The organism is Kitasatospora sp. NPDC001225 (genome assembly GCF_053597855.1).
Genome location: NZ_JBSFJC010000035.1, coordinates 47678 through 68886, shown reverse-complemented (window position 1 = coordinate 68886; position 21209 = coordinate 47678). Strand labels below are relative to the sequence as shown.

The 21209-nt window shown below is 73.9% G+C and carries 16 protein-coding genes and 1 tRNA gene; 8 read left to right on the top strand and 9 right to left on the bottom strand.

The genetic code is table 11. The features are described from left to right. Nucleotides 1-196 precede the first annotated feature (196 nt). Both pgi and ACWDCZ_RS15090 read right to left on the bottom strand, forming a co-directional pair. Nucleotides 197-1858, bottom strand: a complete 1662-nt coding sequence (gene pgi / locus ACWDCZ_RS15095) for a glucose-6-phosphate isomerase (protein WP_074005110.1) — start codon at nucleotides 1856-1858, stop codon at nucleotides 197-199. A 174-nt stretch (nucleotides 1859-2032) separates the two neighbouring features. Next, entirely contained in the window at nucleotides 2033-3616 is a 1584-nt protein-coding gene (locus ACWDCZ_RS15090; protein ID WP_074005109.1) for a Na+/H+ antiporter, read from the bottom strand. A gap of 190 nt (nucleotides 3617-3806) precedes the next feature. On the opposite strand from ACWDCZ_RS15090, the gene ACWDCZ_RS15085 reads away from it, so the two are divergent. The 4 genes from ACWDCZ_RS15085 (at nucleotide 3807) to ACWDCZ_RS15070 (ending at nucleotide 6691) form a co-directional block, all read left to right on the top strand. Continuing rightward, nucleotides 3807-4715: an NADP-dependent oxidoreductase gene (locus ACWDCZ_RS15085; RefSeq protein WP_449816123.1), complete on the top strand. Its 909-nt coding sequence runs from the start codon at nucleotides 3807-3809 to the stop codon at nucleotides 4713-4715. 74 nt (nucleotides 4716-4789) lie between these two features. Further along, nucleotides 4790-4863: transfer RNA gene (locus ACWDCZ_RS15080), tRNA-Lys, on the top strand. Between the two features lie 227 nt (nucleotides 4864-5090). Continuing rightward, complete coding sequence (locus tag ACWDCZ_RS15075; protein ID WP_049651944.1) at nucleotides 5091-6062, top strand: GlxA family transcriptional regulator; 972 nt, start codon at nucleotides 5091-5093, stop codon at nucleotides 6060-6062. Beyond that, nucleotides 6062-6691, top strand: coding sequence for a DJ-1/PfpI family protein (locus ACWDCZ_RS15070; RefSeq protein WP_449814239.1), 630 nt, complete (start codon nucleotides 6062-6064; stop codon nucleotides 6689-6691). The genes ACWDCZ_RS15075 and ACWDCZ_RS15070 overlap by 1 nt, the downstream gene beginning before the upstream one ends. On the opposite strand, the gene ACWDCZ_RS15065 is transcribed toward ACWDCZ_RS15070, so the two are convergent. Both ACWDCZ_RS15065 and ACWDCZ_RS15060 read right to left on the bottom strand, forming a co-directional pair. After that, nucleotides 6688-7878: an MFS transporter gene (locus ACWDCZ_RS15065; protein WP_449816122.1), complete on the bottom strand. Its 1191-nt coding sequence runs from the start codon at nucleotides 7876-7878 to the stop codon at nucleotides 6688-6690. The two genes, ACWDCZ_RS15070 and ACWDCZ_RS15065, sit on opposite strands and share 4 nt — an antisense overlap. 94 nt (nucleotides 7879-7972) lie before the next feature. Continuing rightward, on the bottom strand, nucleotides 7973-9664 hold the full coding sequence (locus ACWDCZ_RS15060) for a chitinase (protein ID WP_375874706.1): 1692 nt from the start codon (nucleotides 9662-9664) through the stop codon (nucleotides 7973-7975). A 244-nt stretch (nucleotides 9665-9908) separates the two neighbouring features. Between ACWDCZ_RS15060 and ACWDCZ_RS15055 the strand changes: the two genes are divergently transcribed. Continuing rightward, the gene (locus ACWDCZ_RS15055) at nucleotides 9909-13127 is read left to right on the top strand and encodes a S41 family peptidase (RefSeq protein ID WP_449816121.1); all 3219 of its coding nucleotides are present in this window, start codon (nucleotides 9909-9911) and stop codon (nucleotides 13125-13127) included. 9 nt (nucleotides 13128-13136) lie between these two features. Here ACWDCZ_RS15055 and ACWDCZ_RS15050 read toward each other — a convergent pair whose 3' ends face one another. Then, nucleotides 13137-13349, bottom strand: a complete 213-nt coding sequence (locus ACWDCZ_RS15050) for a hypothetical protein (RefSeq protein WP_380741404.1) — start codon at nucleotides 13347-13349, stop codon at nucleotides 13137-13139. A gap of 184 nt (nucleotides 13350-13533) precedes the next feature. Here ACWDCZ_RS15050 and ACWDCZ_RS15045 point away from each other — a divergent pair, with 184 nt between their 5' ends. Both ACWDCZ_RS15045 and ACWDCZ_RS15040 read left to right on the top strand, forming a co-directional pair. Further along, a complete protein-coding gene (locus ACWDCZ_RS15045) occupies nucleotides 13534-14340 on the top strand; it encodes a phosphoribosyl-dephospho-CoA transferase MdcG domain-containing protein (protein WP_117487882.1) in 807 nt (268 codons plus the stop codon). Between the two features lie 128 nt (nucleotides 14341-14468). Beyond that, entirely contained in the window at nucleotides 14469-15113 is a 645-nt protein-coding gene (locus tag ACWDCZ_RS15040; RefSeq protein ID WP_449816120.1) for a dihydrofolate reductase family protein, read from the top strand. Nucleotides 15114-15174: 61 nt separating this feature from the next. Here the strand turns inward: ACWDCZ_RS15040 and ACWDCZ_RS15035 are convergent, their stop codons facing one another. From ACWDCZ_RS15035 to snpA (ACWDCZ_RS15020), 4 genes are all read right to left on the bottom strand, one after another. Further along, nucleotides 15175-17262 (bottom strand): phosphocholine-specific phospholipase C, encoded by a 2088-nt coding sequence (locus tag ACWDCZ_RS15035; protein WP_449816119.1) that lies wholly within the window; start codon nucleotides 17260-17262, stop codon nucleotides 15175-15177. 177 nt (nucleotides 17263-17439) lie between these two features. Continuing rightward, nucleotides 17440-18099, bottom strand: coding sequence for a pentapeptide repeat-containing protein (locus ACWDCZ_RS15030; protein ID WP_049652227.1), 660 nt, complete (start codon nucleotides 18097-18099; stop codon nucleotides 17440-17442). 193 nt (nucleotides 18100-18292) lie between these two features. Beyond that, entirely contained in the window at nucleotides 18293-18919 is a 627-nt protein-coding gene (gene snpA, locus ACWDCZ_RS15025; protein ID WP_449816118.1) for a snapalysin, read from the bottom strand. Nucleotides 18920-19231: 312 nt separating this feature from the next. After that, nucleotides 19232-19891, bottom strand: coding sequence for a snapalysin (gene snpA / locus ACWDCZ_RS15020; protein WP_449816117.1), 660 nt, complete (start codon nucleotides 19889-19891; stop codon nucleotides 19232-19234). Nucleotides 19892-20209: 318 nt separating this feature from the next. On the opposite strand from snpA (ACWDCZ_RS15020), the gene ACWDCZ_RS15015 reads away from it, so the two are divergent. Then, entirely contained in the window at nucleotides 20210-21187 is a 978-nt protein-coding gene (locus ACWDCZ_RS15015) for a LysR family transcriptional regulator (protein WP_241853111.1), read from the top strand. Nucleotides 21188-21209: the final 22 nt, after the last annotated feature.

Below are 21209 nucleotides of genomic sequence, written 5' to 3'. Positions count from 1 at the left end.
AGCTGACTCTTAATCAGCGGGTCCGGGGTTCGAGTCCCTGGCGGCGCACAGACAGTCGGAAGGCCCTTCGCGAGAGCGAAGGGCCTTCCGGCGTTTCGGCGTCTCAACGCTCCGGCGTTCCGGGTTTCCGGGTTTCCGGGGCCGGAGAAGCGTCCCGGGCCGCCCGCCGGAGCGGACGGCCCGGGACGACGCGGGCTCAGCGGCCGCGCAGCGCGCGGTAGCGGGCGACCAGCTCGGCGGTGGAGCTGTCCAGCTGCTCGGTGCCCTCGCCGGTGAGCAGCACCGGCTCGATCCGCTTGGCGAGCACCTTGCCCAGCTCGACGCCCCACTGGTCGAAGGAGTCGATGTTCCAGATCGCGCCCTGGACGAACACCTTGTGCTCGTAGAGGGCGACCAGCTGGCCGAGCACCGAGGGGGTGAGCTCGCCGGCCAGGAGGGTGGTGGTCGGGTGGTTGCCCTGGAAGGTCTTGTGCGGGACGAGCTCGGCGGGCACGCCCTCGGCCGCGACCTCCTCCGGGGTCTTGCCGAAGGCCAGCGCCTGGGTCTGGGCGAAGAAGTTGGCCAGCAGCAGGTCGTGCTGGGCGACCAGGCCTGCGGGCAGGTCGGCGACCGGCTTGGCGAAGCCGATGAAGTCGGCCGGGATGACCTTGGTGCCCTGGTGCAGCAGCTGGTAGTAGGCGTGCTGGCCGTTGGTGCCGGGGGTGCCCCAGACCACCGGGCCGGTCTGCCAGTCCACCGGGGTGCCGTCGCGGGTCACCGACTTGCCGTTGGACTCCATGTCCAGCTGCTGGAGGTAGGCGGTGAACTTGGACAGGTAGTGCGAGTAGGGCAGCACCGCGTGCGCCTGGGCGTCGAAGAACGCGCCGTACCAGACGCCGAGCAGGCCGAGCAGCAGCGGGACGTTCTGCTCCGGCGGGGCGGTGCGGAAGTGCTCGTCGACCAGGTGGAAGCCGTCCAGCATCTCGCGGAAGGCGTCCGGGCCGATGGCGGTCATCAGCGAGAGGCCGATCGCCGAGTCGTAGGAGTAGCGGCCGCCCACCCAGTCCCAGAACTCGAACATGTTGGCCGTGTCGATGCCGAAGTCCTGCACGCCCCGGGCGTTGGTGGACAGCGCGACGAAGTGCTTGGCCACCGCCTCGGTGCCGGCGCCCAGGCCGCCGAGCAGCCAGTCCCGGGCGGAGACCGCGTTGGTGATGGTCTCGATGGTGGTGAAGGTCTTCGAGGCGACGATGAACAGCGTCTCGGCCGGGTCGAGGTCGCGGACCGCCTCGTGCAGGTCGGCGCCGTCCACGTTGGAGACGAAGCGGACGTCGAGGTCGCGCTTGCTGTACGAGCGGAGCACCTCGTAGGCCATCGCCGGGCCGAGGTCGGAGCCGCCGATGCCGATGTTGACGACGGTGCGGATCGGCTTGCCGGTGTGGCCCTTCCACTCGCCGCTGCGGACCCGGTCGGCGAAGGCGGCCATCTTGTCGAGGACGGCGTGCACCGCGGGCACCACGTTCTCGCCGTCGACCTCGACCACGGCGCCGCGCGGGGCGCGCAGCGCCGTGTGCAGGACCGCCCGGTGCTCGGTGTTGTTGATCTTCTCGCCGCGGAACATCGCGTCCCGCAGCTCGGCGACACCGGTGGCGGCGGCCAGCTCGCGCAGCAGCCCCAGCGTCTCGTCGGTGACCAGGTGCTTGGCGTAGTCCACGTGCAGGTCGCCGACCTGGAGGGTGTAGCGGCGGCCGCGCTCCGGGTCGGCGGCGAACAGCTCGCGCAGGTGGGTGGCGCCCAGTTCGGTCCGGTGCTTGGCCAGGGCGGCCCACTGCGGGGTGCGGTCGAGCGGGGTGCGGGCGTCGGCGCGGGTCTCCGACATCGGTGGGTCCTCGATTCATCTGGGTGCAGAAACCGGCAGGGCCAGGCGTGAGGGTTCGCCGAGGTCGTGCGGGTACTGGTGGTGCGCCGACTCCGTTGACGGCCTGCCCGGGTTCAGCCTATGCAACCCCGGGGCCGGTCGTGCGCATTCCGCCCGGCCCCGGCTGCCGCCCCGTCACTTCCGTTCGGAGCGCAGGTCGAGTCCGCGCAGCACCTCGTCGACCAGCTCCGGATCGGCGCCGGGCTCGCTGCGGGCGGCGAGCATCTCGCGGCGGGAGGCGGCGATCATCTCCTGCTCGACGTCCCGGGCGGCCCGCCACTGGGCCATCCGCAGCTTGGCCTCGGCGGCCTCCTCCTCGGCGTAGTTCTCCGGGCAGAGCCGGGCCAGCCGGTCGTGCTGACGGTCCCGCAGGCGGTCGGCGACCTCGGCGGGCAGCCGGTCCTGCTCCTCCAGTTCGCCGAGCCGGTTGAGCCCGGCCTTGGCGGCCCGCCACCAGAGCTGGCGCACCGCCTGCTCGTGCTTGTCCTGGTCGATGTCCAGCTCGAACCGCTTGGCCAGCCAGGGCAGGGTGAGGCCCTGCACCAACAGGGTGAAGAGCACCACGCTGAAGGCGATGAAGACCAGCCGGCCGCGCTCGGGGAAGTCCTCGCCGGAGTGCAGGGTGAGCGGGATGGCGAGCGCCAGGGCGACGGTGGCCACGCCGCGCATGCCGGACCACCAGAGGATCACGCTCTCCTTCCAGCTGAACGGCGTGTCCTCCTCGTCGCCGGAGCGCAGCCGCTTCGACAGCCAGCCGGCCGGCAGCAGCCAGAGCAGCCGGACCGCCACGACCACCGCGATGACCACGGCGGCGTCGCCGATGAAGCCGGTCCAGCCGCGGCCGGCCTCCTTGAGCACGGTGGCCAGCTCCAGGCCGATCAGTCCGAAGGCGACGCCGGTGATCAGGATCTCGACCACCTCCCAGAAGGCGTTGCCGACCAGCCGGTAGGCGACGGCGTCCGCGTCGGAGGCCCGCTCGGCGAGGTAGAGCGCGCAGACCACGACGGCGAGCACGCCGGAGCCGTGGATCTCCTCGGCCAGGGTGTAGGCGGCGAAGGGCACCAGCAGGTTGAGCGCGACCTGCTGGGTCGGGTCGTCCAGGCGCTCGGCGAGCTTGGTGTTGACCCAGCCGAGCGCGACGCCGACCACCACGGCCAGCACCGCGGACAGCACGAAGCGCAGCACCGCGTCGCCGCCCGAGAAGTCGCCGCTGACCATGGCCTCGATGGACAGCGAGTAGATGACGATCGCGGTGACGTCGTTGAACAGCCCCTCGCTCTCCAGGATCGCCACCAGGCGGCGGGGCAGCCCGACGCTGCCGGCCACCGCGACGGCGGCGACCGGGTCGGGCGGGGAGACCAGCGCGCCGACCGCGATGGCGGCGGCCAGCGGCAGGGCGGGCAGCAGCCAGTGCACGGCACCGGCCACGGCGACCGTGGTGACCACCACCAGGCCGATCGCCAGCAGCAGGATCGAGCGGGCGTTGGCCTTGAAGTAGCGCACCGAGGAGCGCCGGGCCACCGCGAAGATCAGCGGCGGCAGGACCAGCGGGAGGATCAGCTCGGGTTCGATGCTGACGTCCGGGATCTGCGGGACGAGCGCCATGACGATGCCGAGCAGGGTCATCAGCACCGGTTGTGGCACTCCGGTCTTCCGACCGAGCGGCATGGTCACCACGGAGGCGAGCAGCACCAGGAAGAACAGGGGCAGCTGGCCCACGGGGAGGTTCCTCTCGACGACGGACGGCTGAGCGCCGTCCAGGATAAATCTGACAATGCGCCCATCAGTGTCGACACGCTGAACAAAAGCTTGACCTCAAGCGCACTTCAGGCCCGAGGATCGTCGACAACGGATGGATCAAGAAGGTTCGAGAAGGATCGAGAAGGATCGAGAAGGGGCGGGAAAAGGCATGAAAGCGGTCACCGTGACGGGGAGCGGCGGTCCTGAGGTCCTACGGGTCACCGAGGTGCCCGACCCGGAGCCCGGGCCGGGCGAGGTACGGGTACGGGTGTACACGGCCGGGGTGCAGCCGGTGGACCTCGCGATCCGGGAGGGGTTCCGTCCGCCGGGCCTGGCGGTCGAGCCGCCGTTCGTCCTCGGCAACGAGTTCGCCGGGGTGGTCGACGCCCTCGGTCCGGACGCCGGCGACTGGCGGGTCGGGGACGAGGTGCTGGGCTTCCGGGTGCTGGGCTGCCAGGCCGACCGGGTCGTGGTCGACGCCGGCCGGCTGGTCGCCAAGCCCGCCGGGATGCCCTGGGAGCAGGCCGGCTCGCTCTCCGCCTCCGGCCAGACCGCGCACCTGGCGCTCACCGAGCTGGGCGTCGGCCCGGGCGACACCGTGCTGGTGCACGGCGCCGCGGGCGGGGTCGGCACGGTCGCCGTCCAGCTGGCCCGGGCCTGGGGCGCCACCGTGGTCGGCACCGCGAGCGAGCGCAACCACGCGTACCTGCGGGAGCTGGGCGCGGAACCGGTCACGTACGGCGAGGGGCTGGTGGAGCGGGTCCGGGCGGCGGCGGCGCAGGGGGTGACCGCGGCCTTCGACGCCGCCGGGCGGGGCGCCCTGGAGGCCTCCGTCGAGCTGGTCGCCGACCGGGACCGGATCGGCACCGTGGTCGACTACCCGGGCGCCGAGCGGCTGGGCGTCCGGGCGCTGCGGGGCGAGCGGACGGCCGGGCGGCTGGCCGAGCTGGTGAAGCTCTGGGAGGCCGGCGCACTGCGGCTGGAGGTCGAGGAGTCGTTCCCGATCGAGCGGGTCGCCCAGGCCCACCGGCTGGTCGGCTCCGGGCACGTCCGGGGCAAGGTGGTGCTGACCATGTGAGCGCGCCGGGCTCCCCGCCCCGGGCCGATTGTGAGTTTCAGCCGCTGACCAGGTAATGTTCTCCACGTCAGCAGGCGCCGCTAGCTCAGTTGGTTAGAGCAGCTGACTCTTAATCAGCGGGTCCGGGGTTCGAGTCCCTGGCGGCGCACAGACAGCTGGAAGGCCCTTCGCGAGAGCGGGGGGCCTTCCGGCGTTTCGGCGTACGCCCGCGCGGTTTCCGCCGTACGCCCGTACGGGTCCCGCCGTCCGCCCGCGCGCCCCTCCGCTCCCGCGCCGCCGCACGCGCCCCCGCCCTCGCCCCCGCACGCGCCGGATGGCAGGAAAGGTGGGAAGCAGGTCATTGCTGCCACCGCTCCCCGTTGGGAGGCTGGCCGTATGAGAGCGCACAGCGTGGTCATCGTCCTCTTCGAGGGCGTGCAGAGCCTCGATGTGACCGGCCCCCTGGAGGTGTTCGCGGGGGCGGGCCGGGCCGCCGGGCAGCCCGCGGCCTACCGGGTCACCACCGCCTCCCCCGGCGGCGGGCCGGTGCGCAGCCACAGCGGACTGCGGCTGCTGCCGGACGCGGACCTGGCCGGGGTCGGGCCGGTGGACACCCTGCTGGTTCCCGGCGGGATGGACACCGGGCGCCCGGACCCGGCCCTGGTGGAGCGGATCCGGGAGCTGGCCGGAGCGGCCGAGCGGGTGGTGTCGGTGTGCACCGGGGCCTTCCTGCTCGCCGAGGCCGGGCTGCTGGCCGGGCGCCGGGCGACCACCCACTGGGCCTACGGCGAGGAGCTGGCCCGGCGGTTCCCGGACGTCGAGGTGGACCCGGACCCGATCCACGTCCGGGACGGGCGGATCGCCACCTCGGCCGGGGTCACCGCCGGGATCGACCTGGCGCTGGCCCTGGTCGAGGAGGACCTCGGGCGCGAGACGGCCCTGCTGGTCGCCCGCCACCTGGTGGTCTTCCTGCGCCGGCCGGGCAACCAGGCCCAGTTCAGCACCCAGCTGGCCGCCCAGGTGGCGGCCCGGCAGCCGCTGCGCGAGGTGCAGCGGTGGATCGCCGAGCACCCGGAGGCCGACCTCTCGGTCGAGGCGCTGGCCGACCGGTCGGCGCTGTCGCCGCGGCACTTCGCCCGGGCCTTCGCCGCCGAGGTGGGGGTGACCCCGGGCCGGTACGTGGACGGGGTCCGGCTGGAGGCCGCCCGGCGGCTGCTGGAGGACACCGACCACGGCATCGAGGAGATCGCGCGCTCCTGCGGCTACGGCACCCCGGAGGCGATGCGGCGCGCCTTCGTCCGGGCCCTGGCCGCCCCGCCCGCCGAGTACCGACGCCGCTTCCGACCCGAACCCACTGGAGGTCACTGATGCGCATCGCCATCCTGCTCTACCCCGAGTTCACCACCCTGGACGCGGTCGGCCCGTACGAGGTGCTGTCCCGGCTCCCCGGCGCCGAGGTGGTGTTCGCCGCCGCCGAACGGGGGCCGGTCCGCAACGACGTGCACAGCCTGGCGCTCACCGCGGACGCCGCCCTGGACGAGGTGGACTCGGCGGACCTGCTGCTGGTGCCCGGCGGGCCCGGGACGGAGGCCCAGCTGAAGGACCGGGCCGTGCTCGACTGGGTGCGCCGGATCGACGCGACCACCACCTGGACCACCTCGGTCTGCTCCGGCTCGCTGATCCTGGGCGCCGCCGGGCTGCTGGAGGGCCGCCGGGCCACCTCCCACTGGGGCGTCCTCGACCGGCTGCCCGGGTACGGGGCGGAGCCGACCGGGACGGAGCGGGTCGTCATCGACGGCAAGTACGCCATCGCCGCCGGGGTCTCGGCCGGGATCGACCTCGCGCTGACGCTGGCCGGCCGGATCGCCGGGGACACCGTCGCCCAGGCGATCCAGCTGCTGATCGAGTACGACCCCCAGCCGCCGTACGACTCCGGCGCGCTCGCGAAGGCGTCCCCCGAGGTGGTCGAGGCGGTGAACCGGCTGATGCGGGCCTAGGGCCGCACCGACGGGAAGGCGTGCCGGCGGGCGGCGGTGGCCACGGCGAGGACGGGGAGCATCAGCGCGAGCACCGTCCAGGGCAGGGCGCCGGTGCCCAGGCCGCTCAGGACCAGGCCGCCGAGCACGCCGCCGCCCGCCATCGCGGCGTTCCACAGGGTCACCAGGACGGCCTGGGCGGCGTCCGCCCGCTCCCCGCCCGCGTCGCCGAGGGCGGTCTGGAGCAGGGTCGGGGCGCCGCCCCAGCCGAGGCCCCAGAACAGCGCCGCGGCGTACACCAGCGGCGTGCTGCCGGACGCCACCGCGAGGACGGCCGCGGTCACGGCGACCAGCAGCGCGCCGCCGATCGTCAGCTGCCGCAGCCGGCGGTGGATGTGGGCGCCGACCAGCCAGACGCTCGCCAGCGAGGCCAGCCCGAAGACCAGCAGCACGGTGTCGGTGGCGCCGCCGAGGCCGGCCCGGTCCAGGAAGGGCGCGATGTAGGTGAACAGGATGGTGTGCGCGAGCACCCAGAGCACCGTCACGGTGAGCACCGGCCGGACGCCGGGCACGGTGAGCGCGTCCCGGACCGGTGTCCGCTCACCGGCCGGCTGCCCGGGCTGGTCCGGCAGCAGCGCCGCGATCCAGCCGATCACGGCGACCGCCAGTGCCGTCATGGCCAGGAAGGGCACCCACCAGGCGAGCACCTGCCCGAGGAAGGTGCCGACCGGCACTCCCAGCGACAGCGCGACCGGCACGCCCGCCATCGCCACCGCCATGGCCCGGCCCTGCTGGTCGACCGGCACCAGCCGGCGCGCGTACCCCGCCAGCAGGGCCCAGGCGAGGCCGGCCGCGACGCCCGCGAGGAAGCGGGCGGCCAGCGTGAGCGGGTAGTTGGTGGAGACCGCGGTGACGGTGTTGGCCACCGCGAAGCCCGCCATCGCGGTGAGCAGCAGCCGCTTGCGGCCCCAGCCGGCGGTGGCCGCGCTGAGCGGGATCGCGGTGACGGCGGAGCCGATCGCGTAGACGGTGACGGTCTGCCCGGCCGCGGACTCGCTGACCCCGAGCGCCTCGCTCATCCCGGGCAGCACCCCGGCGGGCAGGTTCTCGGTGAGGCCGGTGACGAAGACGGCGGTGGCCAGGGCAAGCAGGGCTGGGAGCGGGAAGGGCTTGGGGGGTACCGGGGTGGTGAGCTGTGTGGTCGCCATGGGGACCATGCTTGGACCTCACACCGGTGTCAGGTTCAAGCACGGTCCCGCGGGCGGCCGGGTCAGCGGATCAGCCGGCCCGGGACTCGGCTGCTCAGCGGCCGAAGTAGCCGTTGAAGTTCTTGGAGAACTCCTGGCCGCCGAACCGGTCCCAGTTGATCGACCAGGTCATCAGCCCGCGCAGGTTCGGCTGCGCGCCCGAACGCGGCACGTAGGTGCCGCAGTTGGCCAGCTTGGTGAGGCAGTCGAGCGCCTTGTTCACCTCGGCCGGGGCGACGTAGCCGTTGCCCGCGTTGGTGGTGGCCGGCATGCCGATGGCGACCTTGGAGGCCGGCAGCGCCGGGAACACGTTGTTCGCGTTGCCCGCCACCGGGAAGCCCTTGAGCAGCATGTCGGTCATCGCGACGTGGAAGTCGGCGCCGCCCATCGAGTGGTACTGGTTGTCCAGGCCCATGATGGAGCCGGAGTTGTAGTCCTGGACGTGCAGCAGGGTGAGGTCGTCGCGCAGCGCGTGGATGACCGGCAGGTACGCCCCGGCGCGCGGGTCCTGGCCGCCCCAGGGGCCGGATCCGTAGTACTGGTAGCCGAGTTGGACGAAGAAGGTCTCCGGCGCCATGGTCAGCACGAAGCCCGGGCCGTACTTGGCCTTGAGGGTCTTCACCGCGGAGATCAGGTTGACGATGACCGGGCTGGTCGGGTTCCTGAAGTCGGTGTCACCGGTGTTGAGGGAGAGCGAGTGGCCCTCGAAGTCGATGTCCAGGCCGTCCAGGCCCCACTTGTCGATGATCGCCGAGACCGAGCTGACGAAGGTGTCCCGGGCGGCGGTGCTGGTCAGCTGGACCTGGCCGTTCTGGCCGCCGATCGAGATCAGCACCTTCTTGCCCTGGGCCCGCTTGGCGGCGATGGCGGCCTTGAACTCGTCGTCCGACTCGACGGTCGGGCACTCGGTGGCCGGGCAGCGGTTGAAGCGGATGTCGCCGGAGGTGACGGAGGTGGGCTCGCCGAAGGACAGGTTGATGAAGTCCCAGGAGTTCGGGACGTCGGCCATCCGGGTGTAGCCGGCGCCGTTGGCGAAGCTGGCGTGCAGGTAGCCGACCAGGGCGTGGCTGCCGGCGGGCGGGCTGGTGGGCGTCCCCGTGGGGGTGCCCGTGGGCGTGCCGGTCGGGGTGCCGGTGGGCGTCCCGGTCGGCGTGCCCGTCGGGGTCGCGGTCGGCGAGGCGGTCGGCGAGGCCGTCCCGGTGGGCGTCGGCGTGGGCGTCGGGCTGGGCGCGCCCGGCCCGTCCAGCGAGATGTCGTCCGCGTAGTAGGTGCCCTGGCCGTACCAGCCGTGGGTGTAGACGGTGGCGCTGGTCTGGGTGGCGCCGGTGGTGAAGCTGAGGCTGAGCTTCTGGTACGAGCCGCCGGTGCCCGGGGTCCAGGTGCTCGGGCCGCCGCCGTCCACGCCCAGGTAGACGTACGAGCCGTTGACGTAGGCGCTGAGCGTGTAGGTGGTGTTCGGGGCGACGGTGACGGTCTGGCCGCACTGGGCGGTGTCGCCGGCCGTGGCGGCCGCGGCGAGCGCGCGACCGCCGCCGTGCACCGGGCTGGTGACGACGCTGCCGGAGTTGCCGGAGCAGCTCCAGGGGCCGAGTGAGCCGGACTCGAAGCCGCCGTTGACCAGGAACTCGCCGGCCGAGGCGGTGGGCGCCAGGCCGAGTGTGACGCCGACCAGCGTGGCCGCGGCGACGGCGGAGGCGGTGCCGGCCGCGATGGTGGCGCGGCGTTGTCCGGGAAGGGTTCTGCGCATGCGGGTGCTCCTGCGATGGCGCGGTCGTGGGGGACGTCCGAGGGCACGCCGGAGCACGGGCCAGTGGGGGGAACGGCCCGGCCTGGCACCCAAGTTGGACTAGACCACTGAAGTGGATCCGGCCGGGAGGTGTCAATGGTCCAGACCGGTTCGGGCGGCCCCGGCCCACCGGCGCCCGGCCGCCCCCGGCCACCCCCGGTTGCCTCCGGTTGCCGGAGGTGACACCCCGTCGAAGGATGGAGGCGTGACCCCGCCCGGCTACCTCCGCCACCCCCACCTGCACGGCGGCCTGCTCACCTTCACCGCCGAGGACGACGTCTGGATCGCCCCGCTGGACGCCGACGGCGGCGGCACCGGCCGGGCCTGGCGGGTCGGCTGCGACCGCACCCGGGTCAGCCACCCCCGCTTCTCCCCCGACGGCACCACCCTCGCCTGGACCAGCTGGCTCGCCCTGACCCCCGAGGTGTGGACCGCCCCGGTCGAGGGCGGCCCGGCGGACCGGCTCAGCTTCTGGGGCAGCCAGGACACCCGGGTGCGCGGCTGGCTGCCGGACGGCGAGGTGCTGGCCGTCACCTCCTACCACGAGCCCTTCGGCCACTACACCTGGGCGCACGCCCTGCCGCCGGACGGCTCCCCCGGCCGCCGGATGCCCTGGGGGCCGGTCGGCGACGCCCAGATGAGCCGCGAGCGGACCGTACTGCTCACCGGCGCCGCCCCGCACGGGCCTGCCGCCTGGAAGCGCTACCGGGGCGGCGCCACCGGCCGGCTCTGGGTGGACGGCGACCGGATCCTGCCCGGGCACACCGGGCACCTCGCCGCGCCGATGCCGGTCGGCGGCCCGCTCGGCGACCGGATCGCCTTCCTCTCCGACCACGAGGGCATCGGCAACGTCTACTCCTGCCGCCCGGACGGCACCGACCTGCGCCGGCACACCGACCACGCCTCCTACTACGCCCGCGAGGCCGCCACCGACGGCACCCGGATCGTCTACCAGCACGCCGGCGACCTCTGGCTGCTGGACGACCTGGCCGCCCCCGCCCCGCGCCGGCTGCACGTCCCGCTCGGCGGCGCCCGGGCCGGCCGCCGCCCGTACCAGGTCAGCGCCGCCGGCCAGGTCAAGGACCTCGCCTGCGACCAGACCGGCCGGGCCGGGGTGGTCACCGTGCGCGGCAGCCAGTACTGGCTCACCCACAAGGACGGCCCGGCCCGGGCGCTCGCCGACACCCCCGGGGTGCGCACCCGGCTGCCGGTGGTGCTCGGGCACACCGGCGAGGCGGCCTGGGTCACCGACGCCGAGGGCGCCGACGCGATCGAGGTGGTGCCGCTGCCGGGGCACCCCCGCTCGGAGCAGCACCGCCACCGGGTGCTCGCCGCCGGGCGGATCGGCCGCGTCCTGGAGCTCACCGCCTCCCCCGACGGCAGCCGGCTCGCCGCCACCACCTCGGACGGGCGGCTGCTGCTGGTCTCCGCCGCCGACGGCGGGGTGCGCGAACTGGCCGCCTCCGGCTACGGGCCGGTCACCGGCGCCCGCTTCTCCCCCGACTCGCACTGGACCGCCTGGTCCGAGCCGGTCGCCGGGCGCTCGCTGCGCCGCATCCGGCTCACCCGGGCCGACGCGTCCGCGGCGACCACCGACGTCACCGACGGCCGGTTCGAGGACGAGCAGCCGGTGTTCACCCGGGACGGCCGCTACCTGGCCTTCCTGTCCTGGCGCGGCTTCGACCCGGTCCACGACGTGCACACCGGCGACCTCTCCTTCCCCCTCGGCTGCCGCCCGTACCTCGTCCCGCTCGCCGCCGACACCCCCTCACCGTTCACCGCCCCGCCCGAGGACGGCGCCGCGCACGGCGACGGCGGCGACGGCACCGTCCGGGTCGACCCGGAGGGCATCGGCGAGCGGCTGCTCCAGTTCCCGGTGATCGCCTCCAAGTACTCGGCCACCGACGCGGTGCGCGGCGGCCTGGTCTGGCTGCGCTGGCCGATCTCCGGCACCCTCGGGCAGACCTTCGCCAGCCCGGAGGACACCTCGGGGCGCCCCTCGCTGGAGCACTTCGACCTGGCCCGGGGCACCCGCAGCACGCTGGTCGACAAGCTGGACGGCTACGCGGTCTCCGGGGACGGCGGCTCGATCGCGGTGTACTCGGCCGGGACGCTGCGGGTGGTCCCGGTCGCCGCCCCCGCCGCCGGCACCACCGTCGACCTGCGCCGGATCACCCACACCGTGCACCCGGCCGCCGAGTGGCGCCAGGCCTACCACGAGGCGGCCCGGATCGTCCGGGACCAGTTCTGGGACGAGCGGATGTCCGGCCTGGACTGGCCCGCGCTGGTCGCCCAGTACGAGCCGCTGCTGGACCGGGTCTGCTCCCCCGACGACTTCGCCGACCTGCTGCGCGAACTCCTCGGCGAACTCGGCACCTCGCACGCCTACGTCACCCCCTCCCGGCGCGCCGAGGGCCCGGTGCTCGCCCAGCAGCCGCTCGGCCTGCTCGGCGCCAACGCCCACCGCTCCCCCGACGGCCGCTGGCTGGTCGACCGGGTGCTGCCCGGCGAGACCTCCGACCCGCGCGCCCGCGCCCCGCTCGCCGCCCAGGGCGTGCGGGACGGCGACGAGTTCCTGGAGGTCGGCGGCCGCCCGGTGGACCCGCTGCGCGGACCGCTGCCGCTGCTGGCCGGCACCGGCGGCACGACGCTCGAACTGGCCCTGCGCGGCGCCCCGGACGGCCCGGTGCGACGGATCGTGATCACCCCGCTGGTCGACGAACGGCCCATCCGCTACCAGGACTGGGTGGCCAAACGGCGTTCCCTGGTCCGCGAGTTCAGCGACGGGCGGTGCGGCTACCTGCACATCCCGGACCTCGGCGGCTCCGGCTGGGCGCAGTTCAACCGGGACCTGCGGCGCGAACTGGACAAGCCCGCGCTGGTCCTGGACGTCCGCGGCAACGCCGGCGGCAACGTCTCCGAACTCGTCCTGGAGAAGCTCTCCCGGCACGTCCTGGCCTGGGACTTCACCCGGGACCGCCGCCCGGTCCGCTGGCCCCGGCACGCACCGCGCGGACCGCTGGTGGCGCTGGCCGACGAGGCCACCAGCTCCGACGGCGACGTGATCATCGCGGCGATCAAGCTGCTCGGGCTCGGCCCGGTGATCGGCGCCCGCACCTGGGGCGGGGTGGTCGGGATGAGCGGGCGGCACACCCTCGGCGACGGCACCCAGATCTCGGTGCCGAAGAACGCCTCCTGGTTCGGCGGCGGGCTCGGCTGGACGGTGGAGAACCGGGGTGTCGAACCGGACGTGCACGTGCTGCGCACCCCGCGCGACTGGGCCCGGGGGCGCCACCCGGAGCTGGTCGCCGCCGTCCAGCTGGCCCTGGAGCTGCTGGAGGACGCCCCCGCCGCCGAGCCGCCGTCCGCCGACACCCCCCGGCCGGACCTGCGCCGCCCGCCGCTGCCGCCGCGTACGGCCTGAGCTCCGGGCTCAGCCCCAGGGGTCGCCCTCGGCGGTCATGTTCTCGGCGGCGCGCCGGTCGGCCTCCTCCTGGGCGAGCCGTTCCTGCTGCTCCCGGGTGCGCTCGATGTCGTCGCCGTACGCGTCGGCGGCCTCGTCGTGGGCGAGGGCGGCCCGCTGGGCGGACTCCTGCCCGGCGGACTCGTGCTGCGGCCGGTGGAACAACCTGTCGAAGATGCCCATGGCTCCTCCTCCGGGGGGAACGACGGAATGCCGGGCTGTCCCCCACTCTCACACCGGGCACGGACGGGCGCACCTTGAGCCTTTGGTCCCTGGTGAACGCGTCCAAGGGCCGTAGCCGGGAGCCGCCGGACGGGCGGAGGGTGGTGGCCGTCGGCGACATCCACGCCACCCCCTGGAGCCCGCAGTGACCGTCGTACACCCCGGAAGCCCCGCCCGGCGCACCGCCGAGGACCAGCACGACGGACCGCGCCGGCGGGTCGGCCCGCTGGCCGCCCTGGACGGCCGGCTGCCCGGCGCCCACGACCTGCTGCTGATGCAGTGCCCCAGCTCGCTGCGGCCCCTCGCGGGCGGCGAACTCCCGGACTGGGCACGGGCCGTGCTGCGGGCGCACCCCTGGGTGACGGTCGGCCGGGCGCCCGCCGTGGTCGGCAACCCGGTGGACCTGCCGCACCCCCAGCGCTGCACCCGCGACCCGGAGGCCGCGCCCGAGCTGTGGTTCCCGGTGACCGTCCGCGGCCCGCGCCCGGGCCAGCGGCTGGACGCCCTGGCCCCCTGGGCGGCGGTGGCCCGGACCCTGCGGCCCGAACAGCTCCCCGACCGGCGCGGGCATCTGGCCCCCGAACGGCTCGCCGGCATCCCGGCCCTGGCCCTGCTGCCCGAGGTCGGCCGGCTGGTCGCGGACCACCGGCTGCCCTGGGGCCCGATCGGCGCGGTCGGCTACGAGCTGGGCAGCGGCGTGCCGGTGGCCGGGCCGATGAGCCCGCTGCGGCTGGTGCTGCGCGCGCCGCAGCCGATCAGCCGGCGGGACGCCCTGCAGCTGCGGCGGGCCCTGACCAAGCTGCCGGTGCCCGTGCAGGCCGAACTGGAGACCCGGCACGGCTCGGTGCAGCTCGCCGAGTACGCCTCCGGCGCGCTCGGCCTCACCCTGCTGACCCCGGACGGGCCCCGCGAGGTCCACGACCCGTGGTTCCCCCGGGGCCCGTTCGCCTGACGGGCCCGGACCGCCCCCGAGAGAAGTCCTCGAAAAAGTCCCGGGCCCGATGTCAATCCCGCCGGGTCCGCTCCGACGTCCCGGTGTGCGGCACCCCGCCGCACGATCACGGGACAGGAGCCCCAGTCATGAACCAACTGCTCAGAGTCATGAACTTCAATGTCTCCAGCGACGGCGTCGCGGCCGGCGAGCACCAGAGCTTCGAGCTGCCGTTCGGCCTCGACCGCCCCGAGCGGCTCTTCTCCTGGGCCGGGGCCACCGCGAGCTGGCCGATGCGCACCGACCCCGGCGGCAGCCGGGGCCTGGACGACTACTTCACCCGGGACTTCGACCGCAACATCGGCGCCGAGATCATGGGGCGCAACAAGTTCGGGCCCCAGCGCGGCCCGTGGCAGGACCACGAGTGGCGCGGCTGGTGGGGTGCCGAGCCGCCGTTCCGTACGCCGGTGTTCGTCATGACCCACCACACCCGGCCGTCGTTCACGCTCTCCGACACCACGTTCCACTTCGTCGACGGCGATCCGGCCACCGTCCTCAAGCAGGCCCGGGAGGCCGCCGACGGCAAGGACGTCCGCCTCGGCGGCGGGGTCACCACCATCCGGCAGTTCCTCGACGCCGACCTGGTCGACACCCTGCACGTGGCGGTCTCCCCGGTGGAGCTCGGCACCGGGCTGAAGCTCTGGGAGTCCCCCGACGAGCTGCTCGACCGGTTCCACCTGGAGGTCGTCCCCAGCCCGAGCGGTGTGGCGCACCACCTGTTCTGGCGGCGGTGACACGGGGGCCCCACTTCTCGGCGGAGGAGTGGGGCCCCGTTCGGCGCGGTGGGAACGACGGTCAGCCGGTGATGCTCGCCGCACCCGTCTCCAGGTGGCCGGTGAAGCGCTGGGACCAGGTGCTGTCCGCATCCACCGTCACGGTGAAGTCGTACCAGCCGTTGCTGTACGCCACGGCGTTGAAGAAGTCGCTCACGCTGCCGCCGGCCGGGACCTGGTACGTCCAGGGGCCGTCCGTGCGGTAGTTGTTGGACGCGATCGTGAACGTGATCGGGGTGCTGCCGGAGTTGGCGAGCTTGAAGTAGAGCGCGAGCTTGCCGGTGCCCGGTTCGACGGCGTACGAGGCGGTGACGGCGGCGTTCTTGCCCGCCTTCGTCGCGTCGCCCTTGAAGCGGCGCAGGAAGCGGTTGGGGCCGACCACCGTAAGGTCGTACGGGCCGCCGCCGAAGTTGGTGCCGCAGTTGAAGAAGTCGCTGGTGCTGCCGCCCGGGTCCACCGTGTACTGCCAGGGGCCGCCGCCGCGGTAGGCGTTGGCGTAGGCCGCGAAGTGGGCGGACTTGGTGGCGGCGGCGCCCCCGTTGTCCATCGCGATCCAGACCTTCATCACCCCGCCGGAGCCGAACTCCAGGTGGTCCAGGTTGGCGTTCGGCTGGTACGGCAGGGCGCGCGCCGGGCGGGTGCCGGACTCCTGCACCGGGAGCTGGTTGTTCACCGGGGCCGGGTTGGGCAGCGGGCCGCAGGCGGACAGGCCGATGGTCTGCGAGGTGTCGGGCAGCGCGGGCAGGCCGTAGACCGGGTTGGCGAAGTCGAACACGCTGGTGAGGTCGCCGCAGACCCGGCGGCGCCAGTCGCTGATGTTCGGGCAGGTGGCGGGCTTGCCGAGGGCGGCGGTCCAGGTCTCCAGGAAGCGCAGCACCGAGGTGTGGTCGAAGGTCTCGGAGTTGACCCAGCCGCCGCGGGTCCAGGGCGAGACGGCGATGAGCGGGACGCGGAAGCCGAGGCCGATGTTGGTGCCGTTGTAGAACTCGCCCGGGGTGCCGGCCGGGGCGGCGGGCGGCGGGACGTGGTCGAAGAAGCCGTCGTTCTCGTCGTAGTTGATGAACAGGACGGACGAGTCGAAGACGTTCGGGTCCGCGTTGAGCGCGTCGATCACCATGTGGACGAAGTGCGCGCCGTCCACCGGGGTGGCGTACGGGTGCTCGGAGGAGGACTGGTCGGGGACGATCCAGCTCACCTGCGGCAGCGTCCCGGCCAGCACGTCGGCCTTGATGGCGGCGGCGATGTCGTCCGGGGTCCGCCCGGTGACCTTGGGCACCGAGCCCATGCCCTTGACGGCCAGCGGGCTGCCGGCCTGGGCGCCCGTGAAGTTCGTGAAGTACGCCAGGGCGTTGTCGCCGTAGTTGTCGGCGGCGTTCTGGTAGACCTTCCAGCTGACGCCGGCGCTCTCCAGCGCCTCGGCGTAGGTCTGCCAGCGCAGGCCCTTCTCGTCGCCGCCGTCGTAGGCCGGGCCGCCCGCGGTGCCGGCCGGGTCGATCTGGCCGGACCAGTGGTAGGTGCGGTTGGGGCCGGTCGCGCTGAGCACGGAGCAGTGGTAGGCGTCGCAGATGGTCCAGTTCTCGGCCAGGGCGTAGTGGAACGGGATGTCCTGGCGGGTGAGGAAGCCGAGCGTGCGGACGTTGCCCTTGGCGGCGACCCAGGAGTCCATCTTGCCGCCGTTCCAGGCCTTGTGCTGGTCACCCCATCCGTGGCTGAGGTCCCCGTTGCACTGGGCGAGGCGCTCCGGGTCCGCTCCGCCGGCCGGCTTGGTCTGGCTGAACTGCCAGGGGTACTGGCGGGCGAGCAGGCCGTTCGGCTGGTTGAAGACGCTGTAGCCGCCGGAGATCTGGATGGCGCTGCGGTCGGCGAAGCCGCGCACGCCGCGCAGCGTGCCGAAGTAGTGGTCGAAGCTGCGGTTCTCCTGCATCAGGATCACCACGTGCCGGGCGTCGGTGATGGTGCCGGTCGCGCTGAGCGCGGCGGTGGAAGCGGGAGCTGCGCCACTTCCCTGGGCGGCCCCCGCGGGCCCCGCCGCTCCGGTGCCGGCCACGGCGAGGCCTGCCGCGGCGGCGCCGGACAGCGTGACGAACTTCCTACGACTCAACTCGGCCATCAGACCGGTCCGTCCCTTCGCTGGCGATGTTGTGTGCACAAGTCGGGGCCATCGATCGCGGAGAAGTCTCCACCTCGGCCCGACCGGCCCACCAGGTGCCGACGGCAGGTTTGGCGGACTGTTCGCCCGGGCGTCACCGAGCGACGCCCGGCTGAACGCGCGGAGGGGCTCAGGTGCTCAGCGGTCCTTGACCTCGATCCCCAGCGCGTGGGCGAACTGGGGGGCCAGCTCCATCAGTTGGAGCGAGCTGATGACCGCCCCGCGCAGCCCCTGGTGGCCGTCGACCAGACCGAGCCGGACGGCGCCCCGAAGGTCCGTCCGGCTCAGCGTGGCGCCGCGCAGGCGGACCTCCTCCAGCGTGGAGCCGGGGAAGGACACCCCGGTCAGCTTCGCCTCGCCGAAGTCCACGTCGCGCAGCAGGCAGTCCTCGAAGACGACGTCCCGCAGGACGGCCGAGCGCAGGTTGACCGCCTCCAGCTTGCAGCCCCGGAACACCACCCGGCGCAGCGCCGAGCCGTACCCGGCGACCCCGGCGAGCACGCCGCCGACGAAGGAGCTGTCCTGCCACTCGGAGTCGCTCAGGTCGCAGGCGACCCAGCGGCCGGCCTGCACCCACACCTCGTTGAACCTTGCCTGGCGCAGCTTGACCCCGCTGAGCGCGACACCGGTGAAGGCGCACTCCAGGAAGGCCGCCCCGGCGCCCGACTCGTCGGTGTGCTCGCCGCCGTCGAAGTGCGCGGTGTCGTACCGCTCGTCGGCGCGCAGCGGCCCGGTGTGCGGGCGCAGCAGCTCGGCGTACGGGAGGTCGGCGAGCCGGTCGGGGGCGGAACGGGGCATGGCGGTGGCTCCTGGCGGTCGGGGCGTACGGGTCTCGGCGCATGCTCGCACGCGGCACCGACAACGCCGGGGAGCGACGAGGCCCCGGACCGGATCGCGCCCGGGAAGCGCCGAGGCCCCGGACCGGCCGCGCCGAGGCGGCCGGTCCGGGGTTCACCGTCCGGGGTTCACAGTCCGGGGTTCAGCGCCCGGGTCAGCCGCGCGCCCAGAGCGAGTTGACGCGGCTGCGCTCGGTGGTGTTCGGGTACGGGTTGGTGCAGGACGGGCCGGGGCCGCCGCCGGACATCAGCTCGCTGCACGGGCCGGAGTAGTGGTCCGGCAGGCCGAGCACGTGGCCGGTCTCGTGCGCCACCACGCGCACCGAGCTGTACTGCTGGTTCTGCTGGTAGTCGAGGAAGACGTAGCCGCGCCCGTGGCCGTCGGTGCTGGCGTAGGAGCCGCGGCTGTCGTTGCCCTCGTAGTAGCGGAAGTCGGCGGCCGAACCGGACTGCAGCTTGACGTTGGCGACCGAGCCGTTCCAGATCTGCGCGGCCTGGGATATCTGGTTGCGGAAGGAGGGGGCGGAGCTGGCGTCGTAGGTGACGGTGACGCTCGCCAGGCCCGGGTTGGCGGCCTGCTTGGCCTTGGCCGAGGCCATCACGGCCTGGAAGAAGGCCTGGTTGTTCGCCGCCTCCGCGGCCGAACCGGCGTACGTCGTGGCGGTGTAGCCCTGCACGGCCGGGGCGGTCGGCGTCGCGGCCGCGGCGGCGGTGGTGGGCAGCACGGCGAGGCCGGCCGCGAGGGCGAGGCCGAGGGTGGCGGACAGCACGGATCGCTTCATGTGGGGGCTCCGATTCCTGAGGTGACGTGGCCGGTTGGGGGCCGGCCGGGGGGAACACCTGGTCAACGGGTGGTGTCCCCAGAGCTTCGGGCAACCCGGCGCGTGCGCGGATGATGCCAACCCGCGATAGCACCGTTCAATACCCCTGCTATGGAGTCGATTTGAGCTGTCTTTTCCTCGCCTTGACTCAATCGTGCCCCTGGCATTCCGTTCCGGCGGCGGCTAGGCTCCGGTCCGGGGAAGTACCCGGGGTGGCGGGCCGCTCGATTCCGGCCGAGCGGCCCGCCACCCCGAACCCGCTTGCCGCTCGCGTCAGTTCCGCGCCGCGAGACCGTTCGCCCAGAGGTAGTCGACCTGGCTGCGCTCGTTGCCGTCGGGGTACGGGTTGGTGCAGGACGGGCCGGGGCCGCCGCCGGACATCAGCTCGCTGCACGGGCCGGAGTAGTCGTCGGGCAGGCCGAGCACGTGGCCGGTCTCGTGCGCCACCACGCGGAGCGAGCTGTACTGCTGGTTCTGCTGGTAGTCGAGGAAGACGTAGCCGTGGCCGTGGCCGTCGGTGCTGGCGTAGGAGCCGCGGCTGTCGTTGCCCTCGTAGTACGAGAAGTCGCCGCTGCCGCTCGCCGCCTGGAGCTGGACGTTGGTCTCCGAGCTGTTCCAGATCTGCGCGGCCTGGGATATCTGGCTGGTGAAGGAGGGCGCGTTCGCGGTGTCGTAGGTGACGGTGACGGTCGCCAGGCCCGGGTTGGCGGCCTGCTTGGCCTTGGCCGAGGCCATCACGGCCTGGAAGAAGGCCTGGTTGTTCGCCGCCTCCGCGGCCGAACCGGCGTACGTCGAGGGGGTGTAGCCCTGGACGGCCGGGGCGGCGGGAGCGGCCGGCGCGGCGTTCGCGGCGTTCGCGGCGGTGGCGGGCAGGACCGCCAGGCCGGCCGCGAGGGTCAGGCCCAGGGCTGCGGACAGCACGGATCGCTTCATGTGGGGACTCCGGTTTCGCGGTGCGCCGGCTCGCCGGGGCCCGATGGGGGCCGGGCCCGGCCGGGGCGCACGGTGGGGGCCGCCCCGGGCGGTGGCCGAGAGGCGGGTTGCTGCCCCCGAGCTTCGACCCGGGCGGGGCCGTCGCGGATGATGCCAACCGGCGATAGCCCCACCGCATAGCGGCCCGGTGCCGTCGTGCGGCGCACCGGCCGATCCGTCGGCCGTTCAGCCGGTCGGTCCGTCGGCCGGCCCTTCGGCATGCCTTGAATGCCTGTCATGTCCTTGGCGAAGGGGTGCGACGGCGTCTATGCTCCCGACGTGGAGCTCGACGTGAGACACCTCCGGGTGCTGTGCGCGATCGCCGACAGCGGCAGCCTCCGCAAGGCCGCGCTCCAGCTCGGCATGACCCAGCCCTCCCTCACCACCCAGCTGCACCGCATCGAACGGGCCATCGGCGGCACCCTGTTCACCCGCGAGCAGACCGGCAGCCGGCCCACCGCGCTCGGCCACTCGGTGCTCTCCCGGGCCCGGCCGGTGATCACCGAAATGGCCGCCCTGGTGGCCGCCGCTCGCCAGGAGGCACGGGACTCGGCCGGCCCCGGCCGGCAGCGGCGGCTGCGGATCGGCAGCGTCGGAAGCCGGGCGGTCGCGGCCTGGCTGCGCCGGGTGCACGAGCGGCTGCCGGACACCGACACCACCATCCACGTGGACATCTCGGCCAGCGCGCTGCTGCGGATGGTCGCCGCCGACCAGCTGGACGTGGCCTTCGTGCACGAGTGCGAGGGCTTCCCGCTGCGGGTGCCGCCGGACGCCGAGCACCGGGTGCTGATGGCCCGGGAGCCGCAGTTCGTCGCGCTCGCCGCCGGGCACCCGGCCGCCGCCCGCGACGTCGTCCACCTGGCCGACCTCGCCGAGGACACCTGGATGGTCGACCCGACCGCCGACCACGAGTACGCGGCAATGCGCCGGGTGTTCACCGAGGCCGGGCTCAACCCCCGGGTGGTGCAGGTGCGGGACAACGCCACCGCCGCCGAGCTGGTCGCCTCCGGCGAGGCCGTCCGCCCCTGCCAGCCCACCTCGCTGCCCGGTCCCGGCACGGTGGTCCGCCCGGTGCACGGGGACCCGCTGGCCGTCCGGCTGCTGTTCACCTGGCGTCCGCGCGTGCTCAGCCCGCCCGCGCTGGACGCGCTGTACGGCGAACTGCGGGCCGCCTACCTGGATCTGGCCAAGGTCAACCCGGCCTACCTGGACTGGCTGGCGCGGCACGAGCCGGTGCTGCTGGGCCGGGTCGGCTGACGGGCTGTTCGGACAGGGCGGT